Raw genomic sequence first — 26,443 nt, 5'->3', positions numbered from 1 at the left:
CAAGGTTTTTATATCCGTAGCAGCGGGTTTACCCCGCGTCGTTATTAGGTTTTAGGTATTAGGTTCTAGGTTCTAGGTTCTAGGTTCTAGGTTCTAGGTTCTAGGTTCTAGGTTCTAGGTATTTAAAAACTTTACGATTAATATAGCAAGGTTTTTATACCCGTAGCAGCGGGCGGGTTTACCCCGCGTCGTTATTAGGTTTTAGGTTCTAGGTTCTAGGTTCTAGGTTCTAGGTTCTAGGTTCTAGGTTCTAGGTTCTAGGTTCTAGGTATTTAAAAACCTTAAGGTTAATATCGCAAGGTTTTTATATCCGTAGCAGCGGGTTTACCCCGCGTCGTTATTAGGTATTAGTTTTTAGGTATTAAGCCCGTCACCCGTTGCCCGTTGCCCGTCACCCGTCACCCGTCACCCGTTACCCGTTGCCAATAGCTTAAATATAGAATATTTATAATAAATTTAATTTTTTTGATTTTTTTGCTTCACAAGCATGGGGATATTATGTATTATGCGCGCCACACCAAACAAGGTGTATGTAGTGGCGGTTGTAGCTCAGTTGGTAGAGCCCCGGATTGTGATTCCGGTTGTCGCGGGTTCGAGCCCCGTCAATCGCCCCACTATTTTCTAAGTTCCCTCAGTAATGTTCAAAGTTAGCTTCTTAATAATACCTAGCCTTCATAAAACCAAATCTAAAATAAAAATAATACACACTTATCAGTAGCCGCTGGTTCATTCCATTTTACACAGCCTATTTCCCGTATTTACGCTTTAGCCATTATCTCAAAACATATAAGTGCGCATATAACACCTCACCTACGTTTAAACACAAACACCGTGCTTGGCTTAATCTCTGCCTTTAACCTTTTGCCTTTAACCTTTAAAAAGACGCGATATAAAATCGCTGCTACATAAATTAAAAACAACTCCCGTAGCAGCGGGTTTACCCCGCGTCATGGGGCATTAAAAGACGCGATGTGAAATCGCTGCTACATAATTAAAAAAAACTCCCGTAGCAGCGGGTTTACCCCACGTCATGGTGCATTAAAAAACGCGTATAAAATCGCTGCTACATAATTAAAAACAACTCCCGTAGCAGCGGGTTTACCCCGCGTCATGGTGCATTAAAAGACGCGATATAAAATCGCTGCTACACTTTATTCTTTATGTGCAAGGACTCGCTATGAAGAAGGCTTATAGACTCAGGAAAGGGAGGGTCTCATTAACTAATCACTACTATATTGTCACTATGGTATCCCATAATCGTAATAAGCTTTTTACTAAACTTAATATGAATCGTTGTTTAATAAAACATATGCGAGAGCTAGAACGAGAACAACGAATAAAATCAATCGCATTTGTTATTATGCCAGACCACTTACATTGGCAATTTCAAATACTTTCAAACAATACGCTTTCAAATGTAGTTCGTCTTTTTAAAGGTAGAACTGCCGCGAGTTTTTATCAGTTTGAGGTTTATAGATTGTGGCAAAAAGGGTATTACGATCATTTAATTCGTAATGAAGAAGATCTTATAGCAAGCGCTCGTTATATTATTGCCAATCCTTTGAGGGCAAAGTTAATAGCCAATGTTGCAGATTACCCTTACTGGGATTGCGTTTATGTTTAATATTACAGCCGACGTGTAGCAGCGGGTTTACCCCGCGTCATGATGCATTAAAAGACGCGATGTGAAATATCCCCCACGTCATGGTGCATTAAAAGACGCGGAATAAATCCGCTGCTACATGTGCGCGAGATGCCCCGTCTACAGGCTATTTTAATTTACCCGCAACTCGCAGCCCGCCGCTCGTAACCTTTAAAAAGACGCGGAATAAATCCGCTGCTACATGTGCGCGAGATGCCCCGCCTACAGGCTATTTTAATTTACCCGCGCCTCGCAGCCCGCTGCTCGTAATCTTTAAAAAGACGCGATATAAAATCGCTGCTACATGTGCGCGAGATCCCCGCCTTCGTTCAATAAAAACACTGTGCTTGGCTTAATCTCTACCTTTAACCTTTTGCCTTTACCCTTTTGCCTTTACCCTTTTGCCTTTAATCTTTAAAAAGACGCGATATAAAATCGCTGCTACATGTGCGCGGGATACCCCCCGCCTTCGTTCAACACAAACACCTTGCTTGGCTTAATCTATGCCTAAAACCTAGAACCTAGAACCTAGAACCTTGTTTTAACTGGTTATTGAAGGCGCTCTTTCCACTGCTCAATAGGCAATGGCTTTGAAGATAAATAGCCTTGAAATAAGTTGCAACCGCGTTGCTTTAAATAATTAAATTGCGCGGGTTCTTCAACGCCTTCAGCAACACTGTTTACGCCTAAAGCACTGGCCATGTCGATGATCATATTCACAATAGTTTTACTTGAATTATCATCAGTATCCATAATGCCATCGACAAAGTATTTATCTATTTTAAGCTCAGAAATTGGCAACTCTTTCAAATAACTTAGGCTTGAATAACCTGTTCCAAAGTCATCAATTGAAAACCTAAAGCCCTTTTTATTAAGTTCAAGCATAGTCTCTTTTACTAGTTCGATGTCTGACACTAAAGTCGTTTCGGTTAGCTCTATCACTAAGTTACGTGGCGACACTTGCCACTTATGAATACTGGCGAGCAATTTTTCCTTAAAATCGGGGGCTACAATTTGTTTAGCGCTAATGTTTACGGCAATACAGGTGTTTTTTCCTGCTCGGCTGACTTCATGCAGCAACTTACATACTTGATCAACCACCCAATCGCCAATTTTAATAATGGCTTCATTCTCTTCTGCTAGGGGTATAAATTCCCTAGGGCTTATTACGCCCAATTCCTCAGAATCCCAACGTAATAATGCTTCGGCTGAATTAAAGGTATTTTCATTATTAAATTGTGGCTGTAGTACCAGTGTTAATTCATCACTTTTATCAACATTTATTAGTAAATAGCGAATCTTATTGGTACGTTCGTAACGTTTTAATGCATCTAAATCTGCAAAGTAATAACCAAATGGCGCTAGTTTTTTTGCTTGTTTTTGTGCGTATTCCAACTTATCAAACATAGAGCTATAGGAGTCTCTACTCGCATTAATAATTGTACTGCCCAACGAGGCGCTTAGTACCACATCAAGATCATTGATCTTATGTGAGAAGTTATCTAGCGCTAATAATTTAGAGTCTATACTTGGTTGTTGTTGCTCTAGGTAGGATAAGTCACTACTTACATTGGCGCTTATAATTAAAAAAGAATCGACTCCGCTTTTGTATAGCTTGTACTCGCCCTGTACCGCATTTGATAGTTTTTTAGCCGTTAAAATGAGTGCTTCGTTGCCCGCCTCAATACCGTACTTAAAGTTAAATTGCGCTAACTTGTCCATATCTAATAATGCTGCATATATGTAGCCATTATTAATGCTGGCACTTTGAAGTAAACTTCTGCATTCGCGTTCAAACCATCGCTTATTTTTTAATCCTGTTATGGGATCTGAATAGGCTAAGTTATAAATGGTATCTTGCGCTTTGAGTTTTTCACTAATATCTCTAACTACACCAATATATTCAACGTTTTGCTCATTAACTGCTTTGGTAAGTGACAATTCTATTTGAAAAATAGTGCCGTCTTTTTTTCTTGCAGGTAGTTGCCTACCAACACCAATAATTTTAGCCTCACCTGTTTGCTCATAATTTCGCATATACGAGTGATGTTTAGATGCATAAGGCTCAGGCATTAAGTTGTTAATCGACAAGCCAAGCATTTCATTTTGCTTATAGCCAAACATAGTTAATGCGGTTGAGTTACAGTGAACAATAACACCTTGCTGATTAATAGTGATCACTGCATCATTTAAGTTATTTAAAATAGCTTCAAGGCGATTATTTTTATCATCAACCTTGGCCTTTAATTCATATTCTAAAGTGACATCTTCGAAAGCACCATACACTTTAATAACCTGATGATCATCATTAAAAACAGGGTGACCACTCGTCCGTACCCACTTTTTATTGCCATGAGCATCTACAAACTCAAAGTCTTCACAATAAGGAAGACCTAATGTTTGTAATCGCCTAAAAAGCTGGCTAATACGCACTTGTTCTTCATCTGCGTAATGAGCGATGGCTTGAGTGGTATTTATTTTACTATCAGCAGCAAGCGCATAAATTTTATAAACTTCAGGTGAGAAGTATAACTCGTCGGTTAAAACTGTATATTGCCAACTCCCCACTTTTGCCATACTTTCAACTGCATTAGTAAGCAGCTTTTGCGAACTTGGTTTATTTTCTAAGAAACATTTTTGTAAGTACGCGCTGGTATAATTAGCAAAGCTTAACAAGATCGATTTATAAGATTCTAAATCTTGATGCGCATTAAAATAAAGGCCAACTAACACACCGGTTAGTAAGCCATCATCATTTAAAATCGCAGCCCCAATATAGGCATTGGCATTGATTACCTGTAACAGCTTATTTTCAGGGTAATCTTGCTGTAATTTATGGGTAATAAAGCAAATACTTTGAGTTAAAAGGAGCTCACATGGCGAACCTTCAAGGCTATAAGAAAAGTTTTCAATCACCTCTGTATTGGATAGAACTAACTGCGTAGTAGCTGATTTATCCTCATCAACAGAGGCAATAAATAAGTAATCGGCTTTTATTTCTTGTTGCAATGCACTCAATTGCGCACTTAAGTTTGCGCATTGAGAATACGGTGCTTTATAGGCTGCGCCTATATCTACCGGCTTGCTATTCTTGCTCACGTTATTAACCTACTTTAAAAGAAAGACCTAGTGATGCTAATGCTTTAGAATACTTTTCTATCGTATTAGACTCTGCGCCTACACTATGCGCTTGGGCTAAGTTATCTGAAGACGCACTACTAATATTTGAAATATTACGGCTAATTTCTTGCGATACCATACTTTGCTCTTCTGCTGCCGTTGATATTTGCGTTGCTAAATCAGAAATATCAGTAATTGCCGCATAGACTTTTGAGACGATATCTTGGCTATTTCGCGTTTCTTTAACGCAGGTCTCTGCCGCATTCTTGCCAGCTTCCATTGTTTTTGACCAATTGAGTAACGTAGATTGTATTTCAGATATAGAGACTTGAATTTGCTCTGTAGCTGTATGCGTTCTGCTTGAAAGCGCACGCACTTCATCAGCAACAACCGAGAACCCTCTACCGTGCTCGCCGGCACGCGCAGCTTCTATAGCGGCATTAAGTGCAAGTAAATTTGTTTGATCGGCAATCCCTTGTATCTCTTGCATTATACCACCAATTTTTTCAGCCTCTGTTGCTAACTCGCTCGCAGAGCTTGCTGAGTTATCAACTTCAGTTGCAAGTAACGACACCTCTCGCATAGTGCCTGACATAGCTTGCGTTGCATTTTCGCAGTCTTGGTGAGCTTGTTGAACACGTTGGTTGGTTACTAAGGTATTTTTAGCGACCTCATCAATTGAATGCACCATTTCCTCAACCGCAGAGGATACCTGATATAATTCTGATGCTTCTTTTTCAACGCCAGCCTGCGCAGCTTCAGCACAAACTTTAAGCGAATCAGCTCCTTTGCTAAGGCTTAAAGTACCATCAATAATACGCCCAACAATGGTCGTTACTTTACCCTCAAGTAATTTAATCTGAAAATCACTGTAGCTGAGGCTATCGCTACCAGAATAAATATGCCGAGATACGCTATCTGGGCCTGCCTTGGTTTTTTTGATTTTGCTTGGCGAGCGAATTAATTCCTCGTAAAAAATAATAAAAGGCAGAGGAACAAATAATAAACATAACCAGAACATATAGCTTGTTAACCAAGCAATTAAAGCTGCACAACCAATAAATAGCGGCAATTTAAATGCAGCTAATTTTTCACTTAAAGGCGTAATTGATTGACCGTTAATTAAACGCTGGTATAGCTTTTCTGCGCGGTGTTTATATTCTGGAAGGAGTTGTTGGCGAACTGATTGATAACCTACTTTTTTACCGTTTTCGTAAATAGGGGTAACAAATGCATCAACCCAGTAATAACGCCCATCTTTACATCTATTTTTTACCGCCCCTCGCCAAGCGGTATCGCTTTTTAAATGAGACCACATATCTCCAAATGCCGCAGATGGCATGTCTGGGTGACGAACCATATTATGGTTTTTCCCTTTTAACTCATTGATGGTATACCCTGAAACTTTACAAAAGCTATCATTTGCATAAGTGATAACGCCTCGTAAATCTGTTGTAGAAACTAATTCTTCGTCAATGCCAAACGAAACTTCCTGGTCTACCGTTGCTTGATTTTTTCTACTCATAGTGGGGTCTTCATGATGCTTCTATACTAATTTGCGGGATGTTAATTTATAAATGTATAAAACACAATTATACATTATTACTATATTCTAATAGTTCAAAAGAGTCTGAAACTTCATATTACACCTCAGCTTAATAAAATATACATTTAAAAACATACAGTTACAAAATTACATATATGTAATAAAGAGTTATAATTACAAAAAACTCGATTTTAAAATAGGATTTGAACAAAATACGACTAAGCTAAGAATAGTTTAGACTTTAAAGATAAAGGACGCCAAAAATAAGGATAAAAAAAATGCCACCAGATGGTGGCATTTACACACGGGGGTATTTCTACTTATAGAAATTTTTTACGAAAATATATATTGAAAAGGTAACATTTAGCCCATTATCTAGCAACATTTAAGCGGGTTTTATCTTACAACCATTAACTCATCGGAACAGTCTTAACCATTACACCTTAATACATACGTATTTTTCTTCTAAGTACTCATCTAAACCCTGATGCCCGCCTTCACGACCAAGACCTGATTGCTTTACACCACCAAACGGCGCAACGGGGTTTGATATAACGCCCTCATTTACACCAACCATGCCAAACTCTAGCCCTTCGCTTATACGATAGATTTGTTTAATGTTTTGGCTATAAAAGTACGCAGCTAACCCATAAGGGACGTCATTAGCAAGCGCAAGTACTTCGCTTTCTTCATCAAATGGGATCACCGTTAATACAGGACCAAACACTTCTTCGTGATAAATATCCATTTGTGTAGTGACATTGGTGACTATTAATGGGTTTTGAAAACTGCCACCTAAATTGCTGTTATCTCCAATTAGCGTAGCGCCTTTATCAACAGCGTCTTTAATCAGTTGTTGCACTTTCTCTTTTGCTTTGGGGTAAATAAGCGGCCCTATATCGGCATTTTCATCAAAACCGTTCGCAACATTGAGCGCAGCGACTTTGGGTGTAATTTTTTCAAGTACGCCATTTAATATATTACGCTGAATAAAAATACGATTCGCTGCAACACAAGCTTGTCCTGAGTTTCTAAATTTGGCCGCCATTAATCCATCAATCGCATCGTCAATATCAGCATTATCAAATATTATAAACGGGGCATTTCCCCCCAATTCCATTGAAGTACGCTTCATTGTAGATGCACATTGAGAGAGTAACTGCTTACCTACACCAGTAGAGCCAGTAAAAGTAAACTTACGTACCACCTCTGAGTCTGTCAGCATTTTGCCAACCTTTTTGGCATCTTGTGACACAAGCACATTAAATGCACCTTTAACAAAGCCAGCCTGATCAGCTAAATAAGCTAAAGCGATAGCACATAATGGTGTGTGCTCAGAAGGTTTGAGTATAAAACTACAACCTGCGGCATAAGCCGGCGCGACTTTTCGTGTCACCATAGCAACAGGAAAATTCCATGGCGTAATACCTGCTACCACGCCAATAGGTTGCTTGAAGCTAGTTAAACGATGACTGTTATCGGTGGCGGGGATCACATCACCGTAGCTGCGTTTAGCTTCCTCTGCAAACCATTTAATAAAGCCAGCGCCATAATCTATTTCACCTAGCGATTCTTTAAGCGGTTTTCCCTGCTCTTTAGTCATGAGCTTAGCGAGTGTTTGTTTGTGCTTTATTACTAGATCATACCAACGCATCAGGGTTTCGCTTCGCTCGGTCGCATTGGTGGCTTTTAATTTTACAAACGCGCCTTGTGCTGCTGTTATGGCATTTTTTACGCCTTGCTCGTCAATATCGCTAACATCAACAATACTTTGTTCGGTAGCGGGGTCATCAACACTAAAGCGTGTGCTGGTTTGATAAAATTCACCGTTTATAAACGAGTCTGAAAAAATAAGATCACTCAAAATATACCTCCGAAATGGGTTTTGGGCTTCGGGCTTCGGGCTTCGAGCTTCGAGCTTCGAGCTTCGAGCTTCGAGCTTCGATAAATTAAACAGCCTTATGGTTAACACTACAAGAGTTTTTATTTTAATTTACCCGCCGCTCGCAACCTTTAAAAAGACGCGGGGTAAACCCGCTGCTACATGTGCGCGGGATACCCCCGCCTTCGTTCAATAAAAACACTGTGCTTGGCTTAATCTCTACCTAGAACCTTTGTCTTTTGCCTTTAACCTTTTGCCTTTAACCTTTTGCCTTTTGCCTTTAACCTTTTACCTTTAACCTTTTGCCTTTAACCTTTTACCTTTAACCTTTTGCCTTTAACCTTTAAAAAGACGCGGAATAAATCCGCTGCTACCAAATACAAACAAAAAAGCCGCTGTATCAAACAGCGGCTTTTAATATGATAGTCATTAATTAAAAACTAGTGTTCTTCATTAACGATATTGAGATTGTACTTAGGTATTTCAACCACTAAGTCTTCATCTCTAATAATTGCCTGGCAACCTAAGCGCGATTCAGGCTCTAAACCCCATGCTTTATCTAGCATGTCATCTTCTAGGTCATCACTTTCATCTAATGAGTCAAAACCTTCACGGATCACTAAATGACACGTTGTACATGCACATGATTTTTCACAGGCATGAGGAATGCTAATGCCATTTTTAAGCGCGATATCAAGTACCGTTTCGCCAGCGGGCGCTTCTATTGCTGCACCGTCAGGACACAACTCCGGATGGGGAAGAAAAACAATTTGTGGCATTCTAATCTCTCTTATATATTGTCTACTGACTGACCCGTTAAGGCTTTTTTAATTGACGCGTCCATTCTGCGCGCGGCAAAATCACTGCTCGCATTATCCATTTTTTCAATGGCCGCTTTTATTTCGCTTGGCTCTTGTGCACTCTCGCGTACTTTTGCAAGTTCGTTTATTTCCACTTTCAGCGCAGCTAGTTGCTCAGGCTCAAGTAAGTCACCATCAGCAGCTAAAGAGGCTTCCATCGCTTCTATTACACGAAGCGCTTCAACTTGTTGCTCTTTAAGCATACGCGCTTGCATATCGCCTTTAGCGTTACTCATCGACTCTTTAAGCATATTAGCAACTTGGTCGTCAGACAAACCAAACGACGGTTTTACTTGTATTTCTGCTTGAACACCCGTTGATTTTTCCATGGCCGACACGCTTAGTAAACCATCAGCGTCTACTTTAAAAGTAACGCGAATATGCGCCGCCCCCGCCGCCATAGGAGGAATACCTTTTAAGCTGAACTTTGCCAGCGATCGACAATCGTCAACCAGTTCACGTTCACCTTGTAATACATGCAACGACATGGCCGTTTGACCATCTTTAAACGTAGTAAATTCTTGCGCACGCGCAACCGGAATCGTGGTATTGCGTGGAATGATTTTTTCAACCAAGCCACCCATTGTTTCAAGGCCTAACGACAACGGTAACACATCAAGTAATAACATGTCTGAATCTGGCTTGTTACCAATTAATACGTCAGCTTGTAATGCAGCACCTAGTGCAACAACACGATCAGGGTCAATTGAAGTTAGTGGCTGTTTATCAAAAAATTCGCCAACTTGAGTACGAACCAACGGCATGCGGGTTGAACCACCAACCATCACGACTTGTAATACTTCTTGGTTTTCAATACCGGCATCTTTTACTGCACGACGACATGAACGAAGCGTTTTTTTAACCAGTGGCATAGCCAGCTCATTAAATTTTTCTCGCGTTACTTCAACCATGTATTTTTCATCGTCAAACTCAAGGCCAACATTTACTTTTTCGTATTGGCTGAGTGCTTCTTTACAGGCTTTGGCTTTATTTATAAATAAACGTAATACCGAAGGAGATAAGCCCGTCACGCCGGTTTCTTGTTTTAAGTAGTCAACTAATAATGAGTCAAAGTCGTCGCCGCCTAGGCTAGAATCGCCACCGGTAGCCAGCACTTCAAACACGCCTTTATTAAGACGCAAAATAGAGATATCAAAAGTACCGCCCCCTAAATCATAAACGGCGATAATACCTTCCTGCCCTGAATCTAAACCGTAAGCAACGGCAGCGGCAGTTGGCTCGTTTAGTAAGCGCAGTACATTAATACCGGCAAGCTCAGCCGCATCTTTGGTGCTTTGACGCTGTGCATCATCAAAATAAGCTGGTACCGTAATCACTGCCCCTAAAATATCTTGATGACCAAAGCTTTGCTCAGCGCGTACTTTTAAAGCATTTAAAATATGACTTGAAGCTTTAACTGGGCTGATTTTTCCCGCAGCCGTTTCGATAGCCAATGCACCATCATCATCGCAAAACTGATAAGGCAGTTGGCCATAGCTTTGTTTTATTTCGGTTTGCGTTTTACCTAAAAAGCGCTTCACTGAAATAAGCGTATTAACCGGATCGAGTGTAGCTGCTTGCATTGCATCATTACCCACGGTAATGCCGCCAGCTTGATAACGAACCACCGAGGGTAACATCGCTTCGCCTGACTCATCTGTAATAGTGCGTGCTTCGCCGCTTTGTACGGTTGCCACTAATGAATTTGTAGTGCCTAAATCAATTCCAATGGCTAATTTGTGTTCATGTGGTGCCGCGCTCTGCCCCGGCTCAGCAATTTGCAATAATGCCATAATGCTCTTTAAACTCGTGTTGCTCGCTTTGCAGCAAGTAATTAATCGTCAAATAAACTGTCTTCAATGCGTTCAAGTTCGTCTTGTAACTTATATACAAATTTTAATTTGCGAATGTTGTCAGCAGCGTGTTGATATTGTTGCTCATCGTTGCTTGCAAGTTGCTCAGCCAATTCGTTGCTATACTGGGCTTTTAATTGCTTTATTTGCGACTCAAAATTAGCAATAGCGATATCTGGATCACTTGCAGAGGGAAGTTCTTCAAGCTCTTCGCGCAGTTCCATTTGTTGCATCAAGAACATGGGATCTTGCAGTGTTTGCTGCTCAGCGCGAATATCAACGCCCAGCTCACTCAACATATATTCAGCACGTTTAACCGGATGCTTAAGTGTTTGTAATGCGTCGTTAATTTCAGCGGTACTTTGTACGGCCATTAATTTATCACGACTGCTGGCATTAGCATGACGATCAGGGTGTACAGCACGTTGAAGTTCTAAGTAGTGCTTGTTGATCTTTGCTAAGTCAATATTGTAGTCAACCGGTATTGCAAATAACTCAAAATAACGCATAACTTCTCACAAATGACAAAGCCCTACATTAACTGGCAGGGCTTATTTATATCTTAAAACAAGTTTGAGCTTAAACAGTAAAGCTTTCGCCACAGCCACACTCATCCGCTTGGTTAGGGTTATTAAATTTAAACCCTTCATTTAAACCTTCTTTAGTGTAGTCGAGCTCGGTGCCGTCGATATAAACTAAGCTTTTAGCGTCAACAATTAAGGTAACGCCTTTGGCCGCAAATGTTTCATCGTCATCGTTTAGCTCATCAACAAACTCTAGAACATAAGCAAGACCTGAACAGCCCGTCGTTTTAATGCCAACTCGCAGGCCAATGCCTTTACCACGGTTTGCTAAAAATGATTGTACGCGGTTTGCTGCCGCATCTGTCAATGTCACTGCCATGAATATCTCTTAGTTTGTATGTTTGCTTTTATAATCTGCAATTGCTGCTTGAATTGCATCTTCGGCTAAAATTGAACAGTGAATTTTCACTGGTGGTAATTCTAGCTCTGCGCTGATATCGGTATTTTTGATAGTCGCAGCTTCGTCTAATGTTTTGCCTTTAACCCACTCTGTTACCAGCGAAGATGAAGCAATTGCGCTACCACAGCCGTACGTTTTGAATTTTGCATCTTCAATAACGCCGTCTGCCGATACTTTAATTTGCAATTTCATTACGTCACCACATGCTGGTGCGCCTACCATACCCGTTGCCACTGACGGATCGTTTTTGTCTAGAGCACCTACGTTACGTGGGTTTTCTACGTGGTCGATTACTTTATCACTGTAAGCCATAATTCTATCCTCACTACCTGCTAGGTATGGGCTCCACTAATTAGTGGTGCGCCCATTCAACTGAATCTAAATCAACACCTTCTTGGTGCATTTCCCAAAGAGGAGACATTTCACGCAAACGACCAATCGAGTTTTTTATTAGCTCAACGGTGTAATCAATCTCTTCTTCGGTGGTAAAACGGCCAATACTAAAACGAATTGAGCTATGCGCTAATTCGTCGTTACGACCTAGTGCACGTAATACGTAAGAAGGCTCTAAACTTGCAGATGTACAGGCTGAACCTGACGATACCGCAATATCTTTAACAGCCATTAATAACGACTCACCTTCAACAAAGTTAAAGCTAATGTTGACAATACCAGGTACTGATTGGTCTTGCGTGCCGTTAAAGTACACTTCGTCCATATCCGTTAAAATGCCGTCGATTAGGCGTTTACGCAACGCACTGATGTGTGCGTGATCTTTTTCAAAATCTTGTTTTGCAATTCTAAATGCTGCGCCCATACCCACTAATTGATGGGTTGCTAATGTACCTGAACGCATACCACGCTCATGGCCGCCACCGTGCATTTGTGCTTCTAAACGTGCACGTGGTTTACGACGAACATACAAAGCACCTACGCCTTTAGGGCCGTATACTTTGTGCGCCGAGAATGACATAAAATCTACTTTGGTTTGTTGCACGTCAATTAAAACTTTACCCGCGCTTTGTGCTGCATCTACGTGGAACATAATTTTACGTTCGCGACACATTTCACCAATAGTGTTGATATCTTGGATCACACCTAGCTCGTTATTTACATGCATGATACTTACAAGCACGGTGTCGTCACGCATGGTATCTGCTAATTTTTGCAGATCAAGTAAGCCGTTTTCTTCAACGTCCATGTAGGTTACTTCAAACCCTTGGCGTTCAAGTTCACGACATGTGTCGATAACCGCTTTGTGTTCAGTTTTAGCGGTAATAACATGCTTACCTTTTTTCTTGTAAAACTGAGCTGCACCTTTAATCGCAAGGTTATTTGATTCTGTTGCACCCGATGTGAATACAATTTCACGTGGGTCTGCATTAATTAAATCAGCAATGTCAGTACGTGCTTGGTCAACGACTTCTTCAGCTTGCCAACCAAAACGGTGTGAACGCGATGCTGGATTGCCAAAATTACCGTCCATAGTCAGGCATTGCATCATTTCTTTGGCAACTCGTTCGTCAACAGGCGTAGTTGCTGCGTAATCTAAATAAATCGGTAACTTCATTTCTCTCTCCGCTGCAGGTCAACCTTAAAGTTGACAGCTTACTTGAATATTTTCCAACTGCTTAATTGCATCATTAACGCTGTTTTCTTGGCGAAGAGCGACCGCTTTAACGTCCGACTTTTCAACCAGTTCAGCTAAGGTAATATTATTTAAAAATTCTTCAATTCGTGCGCTTAAGTCTGACCACAATGTATGGGTTAAACAACGCATACCACTTTGACAACCAGTATTGCTTCGCTGACACCGTGTAGCGTCAACAGATTCATCTACCGCATTGATAACATCGCCAACTGAAATTACGTCAGCCTCACGTCCTAGTAAATAGCCCCCACCAGGACCTCGAACAGAACTCACTAGCCCATTTTTACGTAAACGGGCAAATAATTGCTCAAGATAAGACAAAGAAATTTCTTGGCGCTGCGAAATATCTGCAAGCGCTACAGGGCCTATATTTGCATGTAGTGCAACATCCAGCATGGCTGTAACGGCGTATCTGCCTTTTGATGTTAACTTCATAACGCCCCCCGCACAAAAGAGTGCAAATTTTAATTACCAGAGTAGATTAGTCAAGTATTCTAGGTTCTAAAAAAACTTGCAATACCCGACTGTTTTGGTCAAGTATTGGGTCTATTGTAATTACCTGAGTAATTTAGTCAAGTATTAGTAGAGCAATAAAGGGCGCTATTTATAACTAATTGCTATTTTATAGACTTATTAATTGAGGTAAGAATACCTCGTAATATGTTCATTTCTGCATCTTCAGGGCGAGCACGATTAAACAAACGACGTAGCTTTGTCATTACCATGCCTGGGTGCTGCTTAATAATGAAGCCTGTTTTAAACAAGGTATCTTCAAGATGTTCGTAAAACAATTCTGTTTGTTTAGACGATGGATATAGGGTGTCGTCTTCTTGTTGTTCCGCTTTAGGCTGTTGATTTAAAAATGCCATACGCGTTTCATAACATAAGGTTTGCACAGCCATGGCTAAATTAAGTGAGCTGTATTCTGGGTTAGCAGGAATACACACATGATAATTACACAGTTGTAATTCTTCATTAGTTAAGCCACTGTTTTCACGGCCAAACACAAGCGCTACAGGGCCGTTTACGGCTTCGCCAACAAGCTTTTCAGCACATTCTCTCGGCTCTACCATAGGCCACGACAACGTACGCGAGCGGGCGCTAGTACCAATCGTTAATGCACAATCAGCAATCGCATCTGCAACACTATCAACAATAACCGCATTACCTAGTACATCAGTCGCACCTGCAGCCAGTGCGCTGGCATGGCTATCTATTTCACAAGCAGGATCAACAAGGTATAACTTTGATAATCCCATGGTTTTCATGGCGCGCGCCGCTGAACCAATGTTACCAGAGTGTGATGTGTTAACTAAAACGATGCGGATATCATCTAAGATCATTACAGTGCTACTTATCGAGTACAAAAAAATTGCGCAAATTCTAGCATGAAAACGCGCCGAGATCCTATATTCAATAGTCGAGATCTAAAAGATCAGTTCGGGGTTCGGGGTTCGGGGTTCGGGGTTCGGGGTTCGGGGTTCGGGGTTCGGGGTTCGGGGTTCGGGGTTCGGGGTTCGGGGTTCGGGGTTCGGGGTTCGGGGTTCGGGGTTCGGGGTTCGGGGTTCGGGGTTCGGGGTTCGGGGTTCGGGGTTCGGGGTTCGGGGTTCGGGGTTCGGCAGGATTGTGTTTGGTATTAATTAAAAAGCAATTCCTCATTTATTTGTTCATCACCTAACCCTTCAACTCTTGATAAAGCAAATTATAATTGGCAGTTGCACAACATTAATTACACCCTCGGAGCCTTTACCCTATACGCGGCATAAAGCCCCGCCTTGTATCTCTCTGTAATAGATGATTAGCTATCATTTATTACATCGGAAGTTAGTGAGCTTGTAGCCCCGCCCAGTACTTGATACTGAGCCGTAGATTAAGCCCTAGCTTCCAATTCTCAATAAACTGAATGGTATCCAAGCACTCTTAGATCAAGTTGATGCTGTATGTACAAGGGGAGTAAGTAGAGATGATGTTTATTGGTTTTGATATCAGTAAAGATAAAGTTGATTTATGTTGGCTGAGAGATCCAATCACTAATAAAAAGAAAACAAAAGTATTTAAAAATAACCACCTAGCTTTCAAGGAAATTAAGCAGTGGCTTTTAAGTACAACCAAAACTATAGCTGAGGAAATCGTTATCACGGTAGAGCCAACCGGTGTTTACCATGAGCCGTTAATGTACTTTTTATACCAGCAAGGATTCAATATTATTCTCGCTAACCCTAGCAAAGCAAAAAAATATGCTGAGGCTCTAAATGTTGTTCATAAAACAGATAGGTCAGATGCGATAATGCTTGCAAGCTACGGTTATGCTAAGCAATCAACCGTTAACTTCTGGCAACCTGAAGCAAAGGAAATTAGAGAGCTTAAATCCTTACTGCGTCGACTTGATGCATTGGAGTCCAATAAACAACGAGAGCAGAATCGATTAGAAGCAAGTGAGTTTAATGCGACATCTGAGCGAGTCACTCAATCATTAAAAGAAACGATTAACTTTCTAGATGATGAGATAAAAAAACTTAAGTCAGATATTGATAGTCACATAAATAGCTTTCCTGACTTAAAGAAGAATAGAACGTTACTAGAAACAATCCCCGGTATTGGGCCTGTTATGTCTCGGGAGCTGACGTATATATTCGCCGCTAAAAATTTCAGCAGAGCTAAGCAAGCTGCTGCCTACTGTGGCTTAATACCGCGGCTGCATGAGTCTGGGAAAATGAAGGGCCGTACAACTATGAGCAAGCTAGGGCCCTCAAAAATAAGAAGTAAACTTTATATGGCAGCAGTAGTCGCTGGGCAGTGGAATTATAAGATACAACAGCAAAAAATAGCCTTGCTGAATAATGGCAAAACGTCGATGCAAATCATTGGCGCCAATATGCGTAAACTCATTCATATATGTTTTGGTGTAATAAAAAATCAAGAAGCGTTTAAGCTCCAAGAAAGTTAAATACGATCTTGAAGCCTATAAAGAGAGATGGTATCTACAAAATAGTGTGCGCCATCCCATCAGCCTTAGTTTACCTCGCACACGTTTTAGGCTCGAAGCCCGTCGCTCGTAGCCCGTTAACCTTTAACCTTTAACCTTTAACCTTTAACCTTTAACCTTTATGTCGCTGTAAGCAGCAACAGGTTGTATTATGTCAGACTATGGTTTCAGCGACAGCGACACTTTAACCTTTAACCTTTAACCTAAACCATCGCGGCTTTTACATATACATCAAAGCGGTTCTTTTTCGTTTTGATTTGCATGCTTGGGGTTTTATCATTTAAAAATGGTGCGTAATCGGGGCGTTTAACCACCACACGTTTGCTGGCAAGAGGGTAGGCAAACTCGAATAAATCATCGGCGTCGGTATCGCCACCCACTAACTCTTGGAATACCCGCATTTCTTTTTTAACCAATGCTGATTTTTCACGGTGCGGAAACATAGGATCTAAATACACTACATCGGGCACGCTGTCACATTGAGCAAGTAAGGTATGGCTTGAGCCAAATATTAAGCTCATATTTTGCTGCATCCATAGGCCAATTTCACTATCGTTATAAGCACGTTGTAAACCGTCATATAACAGCGCGGCAACCACGGGGTGGCGCTCATGCAAAATCACTTTACAGCCTAGCGATGCTAAAACAAAACCATCACGTCCAAGCCCTGCGGTTGCATCGAGTACCACTGGCGTTGCGCCCTTATTAAGACCAACGGCTTTAGCAATTGATTGCCCTTTACCACCACCAAATTTACGCCTATGTGCAACGGCACCAGTTACAAAGTCTACGTTAATTGCACCTAGTTTAGGCTCATCAGTTTTATATAGGCTTAGCCCTTTATCATCGTAATGCAAACTAAAGCCACTGCTTTGCTCTGCCCATTGAGCAAGCCCAAAGCGTGCTTCTAACTCATTTAAATAAGGTCGACACTCTTTAAACGCACACTGTATAACCACTTCACACTCCGATGATAAATTTCACCGCTATTATACCCAAACAGCAGCAATATACGAAGTTCGCAAGGTGTATAGTTTAAAACAACTCAATATCGTTATTTTCACTCTCAGATTCTGGCTTCGCTTGTTGTTTACTTAGTTGTAAATGTAGTCAGCCCCGCCAACACTAAACCCTTTAATACGTTCAGCCTGCCCCACTTTGGATGATAAAAACATTACCGGAAAATTTCGATAAAAAAGCGCCACTGGGGCGCTTTTGTAATTATATTTTAATCCGCAAAGGTCAACAGACCCTAAGCGGCAATGCCACTGTGGCGTAGTAGTGCGTCTACACTTGGCTCACGACCTCGGAAATTTTTAAACAGTGCCATTGGCTCTTCGCTGCCGCCTTTTTCAAGAATGTGCTGCATAAACGCTTGGCCTGTTTGTGGATTAAAAATCCCCTCTTCTTCAAATTTAGAATAGGCGTCTGCCGAAAGTACTTCAGCCCATTTGTACGAGTAATAACCTGCACTATAACCGCCCGCAAAAATATGACTAAAGCCATGCTGAAAACGATTAAACGCTGGCGGCTTAATGACTGAGGTACGACTGCGTACATCATCAAGCACAGCTTGAATGTTACATGGTTTGTCTGCCACGTAATCGTGGTGGATTTTAAAATCAAATAACGAGAACTCAAGTTGTCTTAACATTTGCATACCTGAGTTATAATTTTTAGCCGCAAGTAGTTTATCAAGCAACTCTTTTGGTAGTGGCTCACCGGTTTCGAAGTGACCTGAGATAAAGCTAAGCGCTTCTTCTTCGTAACACCAGTTTTCTAAAAACTGACTTGGCAATTCAACGGCATCCCATGCCACACCATTAATACCGGCAACGGGGGCTGCATCCACTTGGGTAAGCATATGATGAATGCCGTGACCAAACTCATGAAACAGTGTGGTTACTTCATTATGGGTAAACAAAGCAGGCTTATCGCCAATCGCTTTATTAAAATTACACACTAGGTAAGCAACTGGTGTTTGAAGTTCACCATTAGCGCGCACTTTACGACCCATACAGTCATCCATCCACGCACCACCACGCTTGTGATCGCGCGCATACAAATCTAAGTAAAAACGACCACGTAAAGTGTTATTGCTATCGTAAATTTCAAAAAAACGTACATCTTTATGGTAGCTATCAAAATCAGCAACTTCATTTACAGTAATACCAAATAGGCGATTAACCGTTTCAAATAAGCCACTTAGTACTTTATTTGCTGGGAAGTATGGGCGAAGAACTTCATCTGAAATCGCGTACTTTTCTTGCTTTAGTTTTTCACTGTAATAACCAAAATCCCACGCCTGTAGTTCACTAATACCGTGCTGTTGCTCTGCATATTGTTGCAACTCTTTAAGCTCTTGCTCTGCTTGTGGCTTAGATTTAGCGGCTAAATCTTCTAAAAATGAAAATACCTGCGCAGGTGATTCTGCCATTTTTGTAGCTAACGATTTTTCGGCGTAATTATTAAAGCCTAGTAATTGTGCTAACTCATGACGCAGTGCCAGTTCTTCACTCATTATCGCTGAGTTATCGAACTCACCCGCATTTGGCCCTTGATCGGATGCACGAGTAGAAAACGCGGTGTATGTTTCTTTGCGAAGTTCACGGTCGTCTGCGTAAGTCATTATAGGTAAGTAAGAAGGGAAATCGAGAGTGAATACCCAGCCTTCTAAGTCTTTACTTTTTGCCGTATCGGCCGCTAATGCCAGTGCTGATTCTGGTAAACCCGCTAGTTGGCTTTCATCGGTAATATGCTTATGCCATGCAAGCGTGGCATCCATCACATTATTACCAAATTTTGAAGCAAGCTCTGATAAACGCGCACTAATTTCACCGTAGCGTTTTTGCTGCTCAGGATTTAATGCAATGCCTGAAAGCTTAAAGTCGCGCAATGCGTTGGTAATGGTTTTTTGCTGGGCGGTAGTGAGTGTTTTAAATTCATCACTGTTATAAAGCGCGCTGTAAGCCTCATATAAACCTTGGTGTTGGCCAACAAAAGTAGAATATTCAGAAATAAGCGGCAAACATTGCTCGTAAGCTTCGCGCAGTTCATCGTTGTTCATTACTGAATTTAAATGTGATACCGGTGAAAATAATCGCGATAGTTTATCGTCGGCTTCTTCAAGCGGTAGTACTAAATCATTCCAGGTGAAAGATTGCTTTGCTAGTACGCTTTCAATCTCACTGCGACAGTGCTCAATACCTTTTTTTAATGCCGGTACTACATGTTCAGGCTTTATTTTTGAAAAAGGAGGAAGTCCTTCAAGCCCAATAAGGGGATTTATTTGTGCATTGCTCATAGTCATTCTCAGTTTATGCAAATATAAAAATGAAGTTGGGGCAAAATACGTAAATACAAGGGCAAACCTGCTTTACTAATTAACGAGTGTGTATCTGCAAATGTTCACCTAGCCGCTTGATCTGAAATAGCATATCTTTCGTTTGATAAAGGATGTTTGATAGATTTTAGCTGCCCCGAACAAGTGACTTGTTCATCGCATATGATATTATCGGTAAAACATTGTTAAATACATTTAGAGGATTAAACATGGCTCAGCATTTTGATTACATTGCAATTGGTGGCGGTAGTGGTGGTATTGCATCAGCTAACCGTGCAGCAATGCGTGGCGCAAAAGTAGCATTAATTGAAGCTAAACACATGGGTGGCACCTGCGTAAACGTAGGGTGTGTTCCAAAAAAAGTAATGTGGCATGGTGCTCAAGTTGCTGAAGCAATTAATCTATATGCTCCTGATTACGGTTTTGATGTTGAAGTTAAAGGCTTTGACTGGTCAAAGCTAGTAGAAAGCCGTGAAGCTTATATTGGCCGCATTCACAAAGGCTATGATAATGGTTTAGCTAAAAATGGCGTAACTGTGATCAAAGGCTTTGCAAAATTTGTGGATAGTAAAACCGTTGAAGTAAATGGTGAGCATTACACTGCTGATCACATTTTAGTTGCCGTAGGCGGACGCCCTACTATTCCTAACATTCCAGGTGCTGAACACGGTATTGATTCAAACGGCTTTTTTGAGCTGAACGAACAACCTAAACGTGTTGCTGTTGTTGGTGCCGGTTATATTGCCGTAGAAATTGCCGGTGTACTGCACAGCTTAGGTACACAAACTCACTTATTTGTTCGTAAGAGCAAGCCACTGCGTACCTTTGACCCATACATTATCGACACACTGGTTGATATTATGGCAAAAGAAGGCCCAACACTGCACACTGAGTGTTCACCAAAAGAAGTGGTAAAAGAGGCTGATGGCAGCTTAACGATTCATTTTGAGAATGGTTACAGCGAAAATGTTGATCAGGTTATTTGGGCTATAGGCCCGCACGCCAACAACCGATAAAATTAACCTTGCTGCAGCAGGCGTAGAAGTAAACGAAAGCGGTTATGTAAAAGTAGATGAATACCAAAACACCACAGCTGAAAATGTATACGCTGTGGGTGATATTATCGAAAATGGTATTGAGCTTACACCGGTTGCTGTTAAAGCGGGTCGTACTCTATCGGAGCGTTTATTTAATAAAGAATTGCCGAACGATTTAAAAATGGATTACAGCCTAGTACCAACCGTAGTATTTAGCCACCCACCTATCGGCACCATTGGTCTAACTGAGCAAGAAGCGATTTCTCAGTACGGCGGCGAAAATGTAAAAGTATATAAATCAAGCTTTGCGGCTATGTACACCGCCGTTACTCAGCACCGCCAAGCCTGTAATATGATGTTAGTGTGTGCAGGCGATGATGAAAAAGTTGTGGGCTTACATGGTATTGGTTTTACCGTTGATGAAATGATTCAGGGTTTTGCAGTCGCTATGAAAATGGGCGCCACTAAAGCTGATTTTGATGCCGTGGTTGCACTACACCCAACCGGCTCTGAAGAGTTTGTTACTATGAGATAAGCTCGAGGTTCGAGGTTCGAGGTTCGAGGTTCGAGGTTCGAGGTTCGAGGTTCGAGGTTCGAGGTTCGAGGTTCGAGGTTCGAGGTTCGAGGTTCGAAAAATAAAAAAACCTTGTGGTTAACATCGCAAGGTTTTTTTATTTAGAAGTTAGGTGTTTTGCTCGAGACCTGTTGCCCGTCGCTCTTTATCTTTCGCTTTGACCTTTAAAAAAGACGCGGAATAAATCCGCTGCTACATGTGCGCGGCGTAAAGCCCTGCCGTTTAAGCCAAACACTGTGCTTGGCTTAATCTCTGCCTAAAACCTTTGCCTTTGATCTCTTCCTCTGTGGACTCTGTGGACTCTGTGGACTCTGTGGCGGAGTTTTTCAAGTTAGGTGTTTTGCTCGAGACCCGTTGCCCGTTACTCTTTATCTTTCGCTTTGACCTTTAAAAAAGACGCGGAATAAATCCGCTGCTACATGTGCGCGGCGTAAAGCCCCGCCGTTTAAGCCAAACACTGTGCTTGGCTTAATCTCTGCCTAAAACCTTTGCCTTTGATCTTTAAAAAAGACGCGGAATAAATCCGCTGCTACATGTGTGCGGCATAAAGCCTCTGGGTTCGAGGTTCGAGAAATGACCAAATTTACGCGAGGTAAACTCGCTGCTACGAAATCTAGACTCGTAACCCGTCGCCCGCTAACCTTCGTATTTTAAGCTAAATGCTCTCGGGCTAAATATTCTAACGATTGCATTTCTTGCAGGCGACTAATACAGCGTTTAAATTCAAAGTTTAAATTGCCTTGTGTATAGAGCTCGGTAATGGGTTTTTCTGCAGAGATAATTAAGGTAACGTTACGCTCATAAAACTCATCTACCAACGCAATAAAACGCCTTGCTGCATCATCATTATTTTGTCCAAGCTGTTTTACGTTTGATAAAATCACCGTGTTATATAATCGGCTTATTTCCATGTAATCCACTTGGCTACGCGCGGTTTCACACAGTTCACTAAATTCAAACATAACGATGCAATCAGACACCTTGCGGGTTTTGATCATCCGCCCTTCTATTTCAATTGGGGTGTCTACTTTACCGGCCTCAGGGGAGAGCTTATCAAAGTATTCAAATAGGTTTTTATCAGCTTGCTCATCAAGCGGGCTGTGAAAAATTTCTGCTTGTTCCAGTGTACGTAACCGGTAATCAACACCGGAATCTACATTTACTATTTCAGTATGCTTATTCACTAAGGCAATAGCCGGTAAAAAACGAGCGCGTTGTAAGCCGTTGCGGTATAAATCATCAGGTATAATATTAGAGGTTGCAACCAACACAATACCACGAGCAAATAGCGCCTCCATTAAACCACCGAGCAGCATGGCATCGGTAATGTCTTGAACAAAAAACTCATCAAAACAAATTATGTCTGTTTCTGCTTTAAAAATATCGGCAACTGTTTCTAATGGGTTTGCTGTGTTGTTTAACTTTTTAAGCTCGTCGTGTACTCGGTGCATAAAACGGTGAAAATGCACTCGCATTTTTCTATCGCCCGGTAAAGCTTCGTAAAAAGTATCAACAAGGTAAGTTTTACCACGGCCTACGCCACCCCAAAAGTATAAACCTTTAATGGGAGCTGGCTCTGCTTTATTAAAAAGCTTTGCAAAAAAGCCTTTAGATTGTGGTTTTGCTTGTGTTAAATCGTCGTATAAACGCTGTAAATGACGAACTGCATTTTCTTGTGCTGCGTCATGTACAAAGTCATCGCGTTGAAGGTCTTGCTGGTATGTTTGCCAAGGAGTCATATCTATTTACAGTTAAAACACAGTTTAATTTGTAAAGCATATTAACACGCATCAATACTCAGGGTATATTAGACTTAGTATGAATTATTATTGAACTAAATTTTTTTAGTTATTTTCGCATAGAGGTGAATTTATGGGTACATTTACATGGGTAGGATTAGTGGTAGTAGTTGCTATTGCTGCATTTTTCGTTGGTGCCTTTGTCACTAAAAAACAATTTAAGCAAGATGAGTTAGAGCAACAAGCAGAGCAAGCTAAGCATTCGCTTGAGCAGTATCGTCAAGATGTTGCCGACCATTTAGCGAACACTGGTAAGTTAGTAAACAAAATGAAAGAAAACTACGATCAGTTATTAAGTCATGTTGAAGAAACTAATCAACTATTACTTGAAGACAGAAATAAAGCCCCTGCTGAACCGTTTTTCTCTAAAGAAACCACCGAACAGTTACAAGCGTCATTAAAAGAACGTAGTTCAGATCGCTCAAACGCCGATGCCCAACCAGCTGATTATGTGTCGGGTAAATCAGGATTATTTGCTGGTGATGTGAATACTTCTAAAGCATCTTGATGAACTTTTTTTTGACCCCATAGTCTTTAGATATAACAGCTTTGTTGTTTTATCTTACTGATATACTTTTTTGAGGCTGCTTATTGCAGCCTTTTGCTTTTTAAGTGGAGTAAACCCTGACTATGAAAATGAAATTATCACTTATCAGTGCTGCTATTTTATCTACTAGCTTATTACTAAGTCCAACCGCCTCGTTTGCTAAATTGCCGGTTGCCGTTAATGGTCAACAATTACCAACACTTGCCCCTATGCTTGAGCAAATCACCCCAGGTGTAGTGAGTATTCAGGTTTCAGGCTCTAAAGAGGTTCGCCGACGCGGTGACCCGCTCGATTTCTTTTTTGGCAACCCGCAGCCACGTAGCCAAAAGCGCCAGTTTAGTGGTTTAGGCTCAGGAGTTATTATTGATGCTGACAAAGGTTATGTGGTTACTAACAATCATGTAGTGCAAGACGCTGAAAAAATGGTGGTCACTCTTGAGGATGGCCGCGAATATGAAGCAACAAAAATTGGTAGCGATAAAGAGTCTGATATTGCGCTACTACAAATAGACGCAGATGAATTAACCGCAGTAAAGCTAGCTAACTCAGATGATTTACGTGTCGGTGATTTTGCCGTCGCAATTGGTAACCCTTTTGGTTTAAGCCACACGGTTACCTCAGGTATTGTTAGCGCATTAGGCCGCAGTGGCTTAAATATTGAGGGTTACGAAGATTTCATTCAAACCGATGCCGCGATAAACCAAGGTAACTCAGGTGGGGCTTTAGTTAATTTAAACGGTGAGCTGATTGGTATTAATACCGCTATTTTAGGTGCATCAGGCGGAAATGTGGGGATTGGCTTTGCTATTCCGTCAAATATGATGAAAAACCTAGTTGATCAAATTGTAGAGCATGGTGAAGTACGCCGTGGTTCGTTAGGTATTTCAGGCCGTCCTCTTGATGCAGGTCTTGCTAAAGCACAGCAGCTTGATGTTAAACAGGGTGCTTATGTTATGCAGGTAATGGATGACACCGCAGCCAGCAAAGCCGGTATTAAGGCAGGCGATGTGATTATTAGTATTAATGGTAGCGAAATTAGTGGCTTCCATGAACTACGCAGTAAAATTGCCACCTTAGGTGAAGGCCGCGAAGTACAATTGGGGATTTACCGTGACGGTAAAGTTAAAAATGTGGAAGTAACCCTAGATGGTGCATCAGGCATTACCGCTGCGGGCGAAGAGTTACACCCAGCATTCCAAGGTGCAACACTGGAAAACGTGAAGAAGAACAAAATGAAAGGGATTGAGGTGACCTCTGTCGACCCTCGTTCGCCATCAGCACGAGTAGGCCTTGAAGAAGGCGATGTTATTGTGCAAGTAAACCGTCAACGAGTAGAAAGCATTCGCGACATGAACAAAATTATCGAAGATATTCAAGGTAATATTGTGTTAGGTGTGAAACGCGGACGTGAGTCTATTTTTGTATTAATTCAGTAATAATACAATAAAAGTAACAGCGGCACTTGCCGCTGTTATTTTTTTTGTGCCATCATAAAGGGATTGCTCACTAACAATAAGAATACCGTGCTAAAACTTCTAAAATTTGTACTTCCTCCTCTATTTGCCGGTTTAGGCATTGCTTTTTTAGTGGTTTTTTTTAGCCCTAACATGCGCACTGCATTGCTACCTAATGTGCCGCTAGCTAGTGCAATGACTGCAAGTCATTTGAGCTTTTCTGATGCAGTTAAGCGCGCAGCGCCATCGGTTGTCACCATTTTTTCAGAAAGCATTTCTAAAGAGCCACGCTATAAACGCCAAAATACGGTGCAAGAGCTTGGTTCTGGGGTGATCATGTCACCTGACGGTTATATTTTGACTAATTACCATGTGATCAATAATGCCGATCAAATACTGGTTATTCTTACTGACGGCAGACGTTTTTTTGATGTGCAACTCATTGGATTTGATACTATTACCGACTTAGCATTATTAAAAATAAATGCCAATCACCTGCCAGTTATCCCTGTTAATGATAACTACAGTTCGAGTGTAGGCGATTTGGTGTTAGCCATCGGAAACCCACTTAACTTAGGGCAAACCATTACTCAGGGGATCATTAGCGCCACCGGTAAACAAAAAATTACCGACAGTCCTTACAATAACTTACTGCAAATGGACGCTGCTATTAACGTAGGTAACTCTGGTGGTGCACTGGTAAATTCTAATGGCGATTTAGTAGGGATCACCTCTGCCCAGTTTAAAACCCGTGAAAACTTAAATATACAAGGGATCTTTTTTGCGGTGCCTTACACCTTGGCAAAAGAGGTAATGGGTAAGCTTATACGCCATGGTCGTGTTGTACGCGGCTATTTGGGCTTTGAAGGCACAGCTGTAGACAGTACAGGCAAAGAGGTCAATGATAGCTTAACGCCTGTTGCAGGCATGCGTATTACCAACCTAGATCCTTTAGGTCCTGCATGGCAGGCGGGTATAGAAGAGCAAGATATTGTGATTAAAATTGCTGGGCTTTCAGTGGCTAATCCACAAAATGTATTGAAAAAAATAGGCAGTACCGAACCGGGGAAAGAAATTGAATTTGAGCTTTACCGTAACGGTGAAATACAAAAAATAATGGTGAAAGTAGCAGAGCTTGAAACCAAGCTATAAAGCGCTTATTTAT

At 41.3% G+C, this 26,443-nt stretch carries 19 protein-coding genes, 1 tRNA gene and 1 pseudogene; 7 read left to right on the top strand and 14 right to left on the bottom strand.

Annotated features, from left to right (window positions below; all coding sequences use genetic code 11):
* The first annotated feature begins 538 nt into the window (after positions 1-538).
* Together LOC50_RS01450 and LOC50_RS01445 are read left to right on the top strand one after the other, a co-directional pair.
* Positions 539-614: transfer RNA gene (locus LOC50_RS01450), tRNA-His, on the top strand.
* Between the two features lie 563 nt (positions 615-1,177).
* Positions 1,178-1,624 carry an REP-associated tyrosine transposase gene (locus tag LOC50_RS01445; RefSeq protein WP_069439933.1) on the top strand — a complete coding sequence of 149 codons (447 nt, stop codon included), beginning with the start codon at positions 1,178-1,180 and terminating at the stop codon, positions 1,622-1,624.
* Positions 1,625-2,191: 567 nt separating this feature from the next.
* On the opposite strand, the gene LOC50_RS01440 is transcribed toward LOC50_RS01445, so the two are convergent.
* The 11 genes from LOC50_RS01440 to trmJ form a co-directional block, all read right to left on the bottom strand.
* Positions 2,192-4,741 carry a sensor domain-containing protein gene (locus tag LOC50_RS01440; protein WP_250653478.1) on the bottom strand — a complete coding sequence of 850 codons (2,550 nt, stop codon included), beginning with the start codon at positions 4,739-4,741 and terminating at the stop codon, positions 2,192-2,194.
* A gap of 4 nt (positions 4,742-4,745) precedes the next feature.
* Entirely contained in the window at positions 4,746-6,287 is a 1,542-nt protein-coding gene (locus LOC50_RS01435; protein WP_250653477.1) for a methyl-accepting chemotaxis protein, read from the bottom strand.
* Positions 6,288-6,744: 457 nt separating this feature from the next.
* Positions 6,745-8,172, bottom strand: a complete 1,428-nt coding sequence (locus tag LOC50_RS01430; protein ID WP_250653476.1) for an NAD-dependent succinate-semialdehyde dehydrogenase — start codon at positions 8,170-8,172, stop codon at positions 6,745-6,747.
* 458 nt (positions 8,173-8,630) lie between these two features.
* On the bottom strand, positions 8,631-8,969 hold the full coding sequence (fdx, locus tag LOC50_RS01425; protein ID WP_008113929.1) for an ISC system 2Fe-2S type ferredoxin: 339 nt from the start codon (positions 8,967-8,969) through the stop codon (positions 8,631-8,633).
* Between the two features lie 11 nt (positions 8,970-8,980).
* Complete coding sequence (gene hscA, locus LOC50_RS01420; RefSeq protein ID WP_250653475.1) at positions 8,981-10,843, bottom strand: Fe-S protein assembly chaperone HscA; 1,863 nt, start codon at positions 10,841-10,843, stop codon at positions 8,981-8,983.
* A 41-nt stretch (positions 10,844-10,884) separates the two neighbouring features.
* Positions 10,885-11,412: a co-chaperone HscB gene (hscB, locus tag LOC50_RS01415; protein WP_138627299.1), complete on the bottom strand. Its 528-nt coding sequence runs from the start codon at positions 11,410-11,412 to the stop codon at positions 10,885-10,887.
* Between the two features lie 70 nt (positions 11,413-11,482).
* The gene (gene iscA / locus LOC50_RS01410) at positions 11,483-11,806 is read right to left on the bottom strand and encodes an iron-sulfur cluster assembly protein IscA (protein ID WP_008113924.1); all 324 of its coding nucleotides are present in this window, start codon (positions 11,804-11,806) and stop codon (positions 11,483-11,485) included.
* Positions 11,807-11,815: 9 nt separating this feature from the next.
* On the bottom strand, positions 11,816-12,199 hold the full coding sequence (iscU, locus tag LOC50_RS01405) for a Fe-S cluster assembly scaffold IscU (protein WP_008467675.1): 384 nt from the start codon (positions 12,197-12,199) through the stop codon (positions 11,816-11,818).
* Between the two features lie 40 nt (positions 12,200-12,239).
* Positions 12,240-13,457 carry an IscS subfamily cysteine desulfurase gene (locus LOC50_RS01400; protein WP_036981250.1) on the bottom strand — a complete coding sequence of 406 codons (1,218 nt, stop codon included), beginning with the start codon at positions 13,455-13,457 and terminating at the stop codon, positions 12,240-12,242.
* Positions 13,458-13,481: 24 nt separating this feature from the next.
* Positions 13,482-13,973, bottom strand: a complete 492-nt coding sequence (iscR, locus tag LOC50_RS01395) for a Fe-S cluster assembly transcriptional regulator IscR (RefSeq protein WP_008113921.1) — start codon at positions 13,971-13,973, stop codon at positions 13,482-13,484.
* A 182-nt stretch (positions 13,974-14,155) separates the two neighbouring features.
* Positions 14,156-14,881: a tRNA (cytosine(32)/uridine(32)-2'-O)-methyltransferase TrmJ gene (trmJ, locus tag LOC50_RS01390; protein WP_250653474.1), complete on the bottom strand. Its 726-nt coding sequence runs from the start codon at positions 14,879-14,881 to the stop codon at positions 14,156-14,158.
* 620 nt (positions 14,882-15,501) lie between these two features.
* Between trmJ and LOC50_RS01385 the strand changes: the two genes are divergently transcribed.
* A complete protein-coding gene (locus LOC50_RS01385; protein WP_036981290.1) occupies positions 15,502-16,485 on the top strand; it encodes an IS110 family RNA-guided transposase in 984 nt (327 codons plus the stop codon).
* A 242-nt stretch (positions 16,486-16,727) separates the two neighbouring features.
* Here LOC50_RS01385 and LOC50_RS01380 read toward each other — a convergent pair whose 3' ends face one another.
* Both LOC50_RS01380 and prlC read right to left on the bottom strand, forming a co-directional pair.
* On the bottom strand, positions 16,728-17,483 hold the full coding sequence (locus tag LOC50_RS01380; RefSeq protein ID WP_250653473.1) for a class I SAM-dependent methyltransferase: 756 nt from the start codon (positions 17,481-17,483) through the stop codon (positions 16,728-16,730).
* Between the two features lie 293 nt (positions 17,484-17,776).
* Positions 17,777-19,828 carry an oligopeptidase A gene (gene prlC, locus LOC50_RS01375; protein ID WP_250653472.1) on the bottom strand — a complete coding sequence of 684 codons (2,052 nt, stop codon included), beginning with the start codon at positions 19,826-19,828 and terminating at the stop codon, positions 17,777-17,779.
* 248 nt (positions 19,829-20,076) lie between these two features.
* Here prlC and gorA point away from each other — a divergent pair.
* Positions 20,077-21,439 (top strand): annotated as a pseudogene (gene gorA, locus LOC50_RS01370) (glutathione-disulfide reductase).
* Positions 21,440-22,128: 689 nt separating this feature from the next.
* Here the strand turns inward: gorA and zapE are convergent.
* On the bottom strand, positions 22,129-23,217 hold the full coding sequence (gene zapE / locus LOC50_RS01365) for a cell division protein ZapE (RefSeq protein WP_008465128.1): 1,089 nt from the start codon (positions 23,215-23,217) through the stop codon (positions 22,129-22,131).
* 133 nt (positions 23,218-23,350) lie between these two features.
* Between zapE and LOC50_RS01360 the strand changes: the two genes are divergently transcribed.
* The 3 genes from LOC50_RS01360 to LOC50_RS01350 all read left to right on the top strand — a co-directional run bounded on the left by LOC50_RS01360 (position 23,351) and on the right by LOC50_RS01350 (position 26,430).
* Positions 23,351-23,785, top strand: coding sequence for a Z-ring associated ZapG family protein (locus LOC50_RS01360; protein ID WP_054202363.1), 435 nt, complete (start codon positions 23,351-23,353; stop codon positions 23,783-23,785).
* Between the two features lie 122 nt (positions 23,786-23,907).
* A complete protein-coding gene (locus LOC50_RS01355; RefSeq protein ID WP_008465125.1) occupies positions 23,908-25,260 on the top strand; it encodes a Do family serine endopeptidase in 1,353 nt (450 codons plus the stop codon).
* Positions 25,261-25,347: 87 nt separating this feature from the next.
* Positions 25,348-26,430 carry a trypsin-like peptidase domain-containing protein gene (locus LOC50_RS01350; RefSeq protein ID WP_250653471.1) on the top strand — a complete coding sequence of 361 codons (1,083 nt, stop codon included), beginning with the start codon at positions 25,348-25,350 and terminating at the stop codon, positions 26,428-26,430.
* Positions 26,431-26,443: the final 13 nt, after the last annotated feature.

This window comes from Pseudoalteromonas sp. SCSIO 43095 (assembly GCF_023650455.1).
GTDB classification, from domain to species: domain Bacteria; phylum Pseudomonadota; class Gammaproteobacteria; order Enterobacterales; family Alteromonadaceae; genus Pseudoalteromonas; species Pseudoalteromonas tetraodonis.
This window is presented reverse-complemented; position numbering and strand designations above follow the sequence as displayed.

Coding starts and splice junctions, on each gene's coding strand:
- iscA (WP_008113924.1), bottom strand. CDS start 11,806: ATGGCAGTGACATTGACAGATGCGGCAGCAAACCGCGTACAATCATTT.
- hscB (WP_138627299.1), bottom strand. CDS start 11,412: ATGCGTTATTTTGAGTTATTTGCAATACCGGTTGACTACAATATTGAC.
- zapE (WP_008465128.1), bottom strand. CDS start 23,217: ATGACTCCTTGGCAAACATACCAGCAAGACCTTCAACGCGATGACTTT.
- LOC50_RS01385 (WP_036981290.1), top strand. CDS start 15,502: ATGATGTTTATTGGTTTTGATATCAGTAAAGATAAAGTTGATTTATGT.
- prlC (WP_250653472.1), bottom strand. CDS start 19,828: ATGAGCAATGCACAAATAAATCCCCTTATTGGGCTTGAAGGACTTCCT.
- LOC50_RS01400 (WP_036981250.1), bottom strand. CDS start 13,457: ATGAAGTTACCGATTTATTTAGATTACGCAGCAACTACGCCTGTTGAC.
- iscR (WP_008113921.1), bottom strand. CDS start 13,973: ATGAAGTTAACATCAAAAGGCAGATACGCCGTTACAGCCATGCTGGAT.
- hscA (WP_250653475.1), bottom strand. CDS start 10,843: ATGGCATTATTGCAAATTGCTGAGCCGGGGCAGAGCGCGGCACCACAT.
- fdx (WP_008113929.1), bottom strand. CDS start 8,969: ATGCCACAAATTGTTTTTCTTCCCCATCCGGAGTTGTGTCCTGACGGT.
- LOC50_RS01360 (WP_054202363.1), top strand. CDS start 23,351: ATGGGTACATTTACATGGGTAGGATTAGTGGTAGTAGTTGCTATTGCT.
- LOC50_RS01445 (WP_069439933.1), top strand. CDS start 1,178: ATGAAGAAGGCTTATAGACTCAGGAAAGGGAGGGTCTCATTAACTAAT.
- LOC50_RS01435 (WP_250653477.1), bottom strand. CDS start 6,287: ATGAGTAGAAAAAATCAAGCAACGGTAGACCAGGAAGTTTCGTTTGGC.
- LOC50_RS01355 (WP_008465125.1), top strand. CDS start 23,908: ATGAAAATGAAATTATCACTTATCAGTGCTGCTATTTTATCTACTAGC.
- trmJ (WP_250653474.1), bottom strand. CDS start 14,881: ATGATCTTAGATGATATCCGCATCGTTTTAGTTAACACATCACACTCT.
- iscU (WP_008467675.1), bottom strand. CDS start 12,199: ATGGCTTACAGTGATAAAGTAATCGACCACGTAGAAAACCCACGTAAC.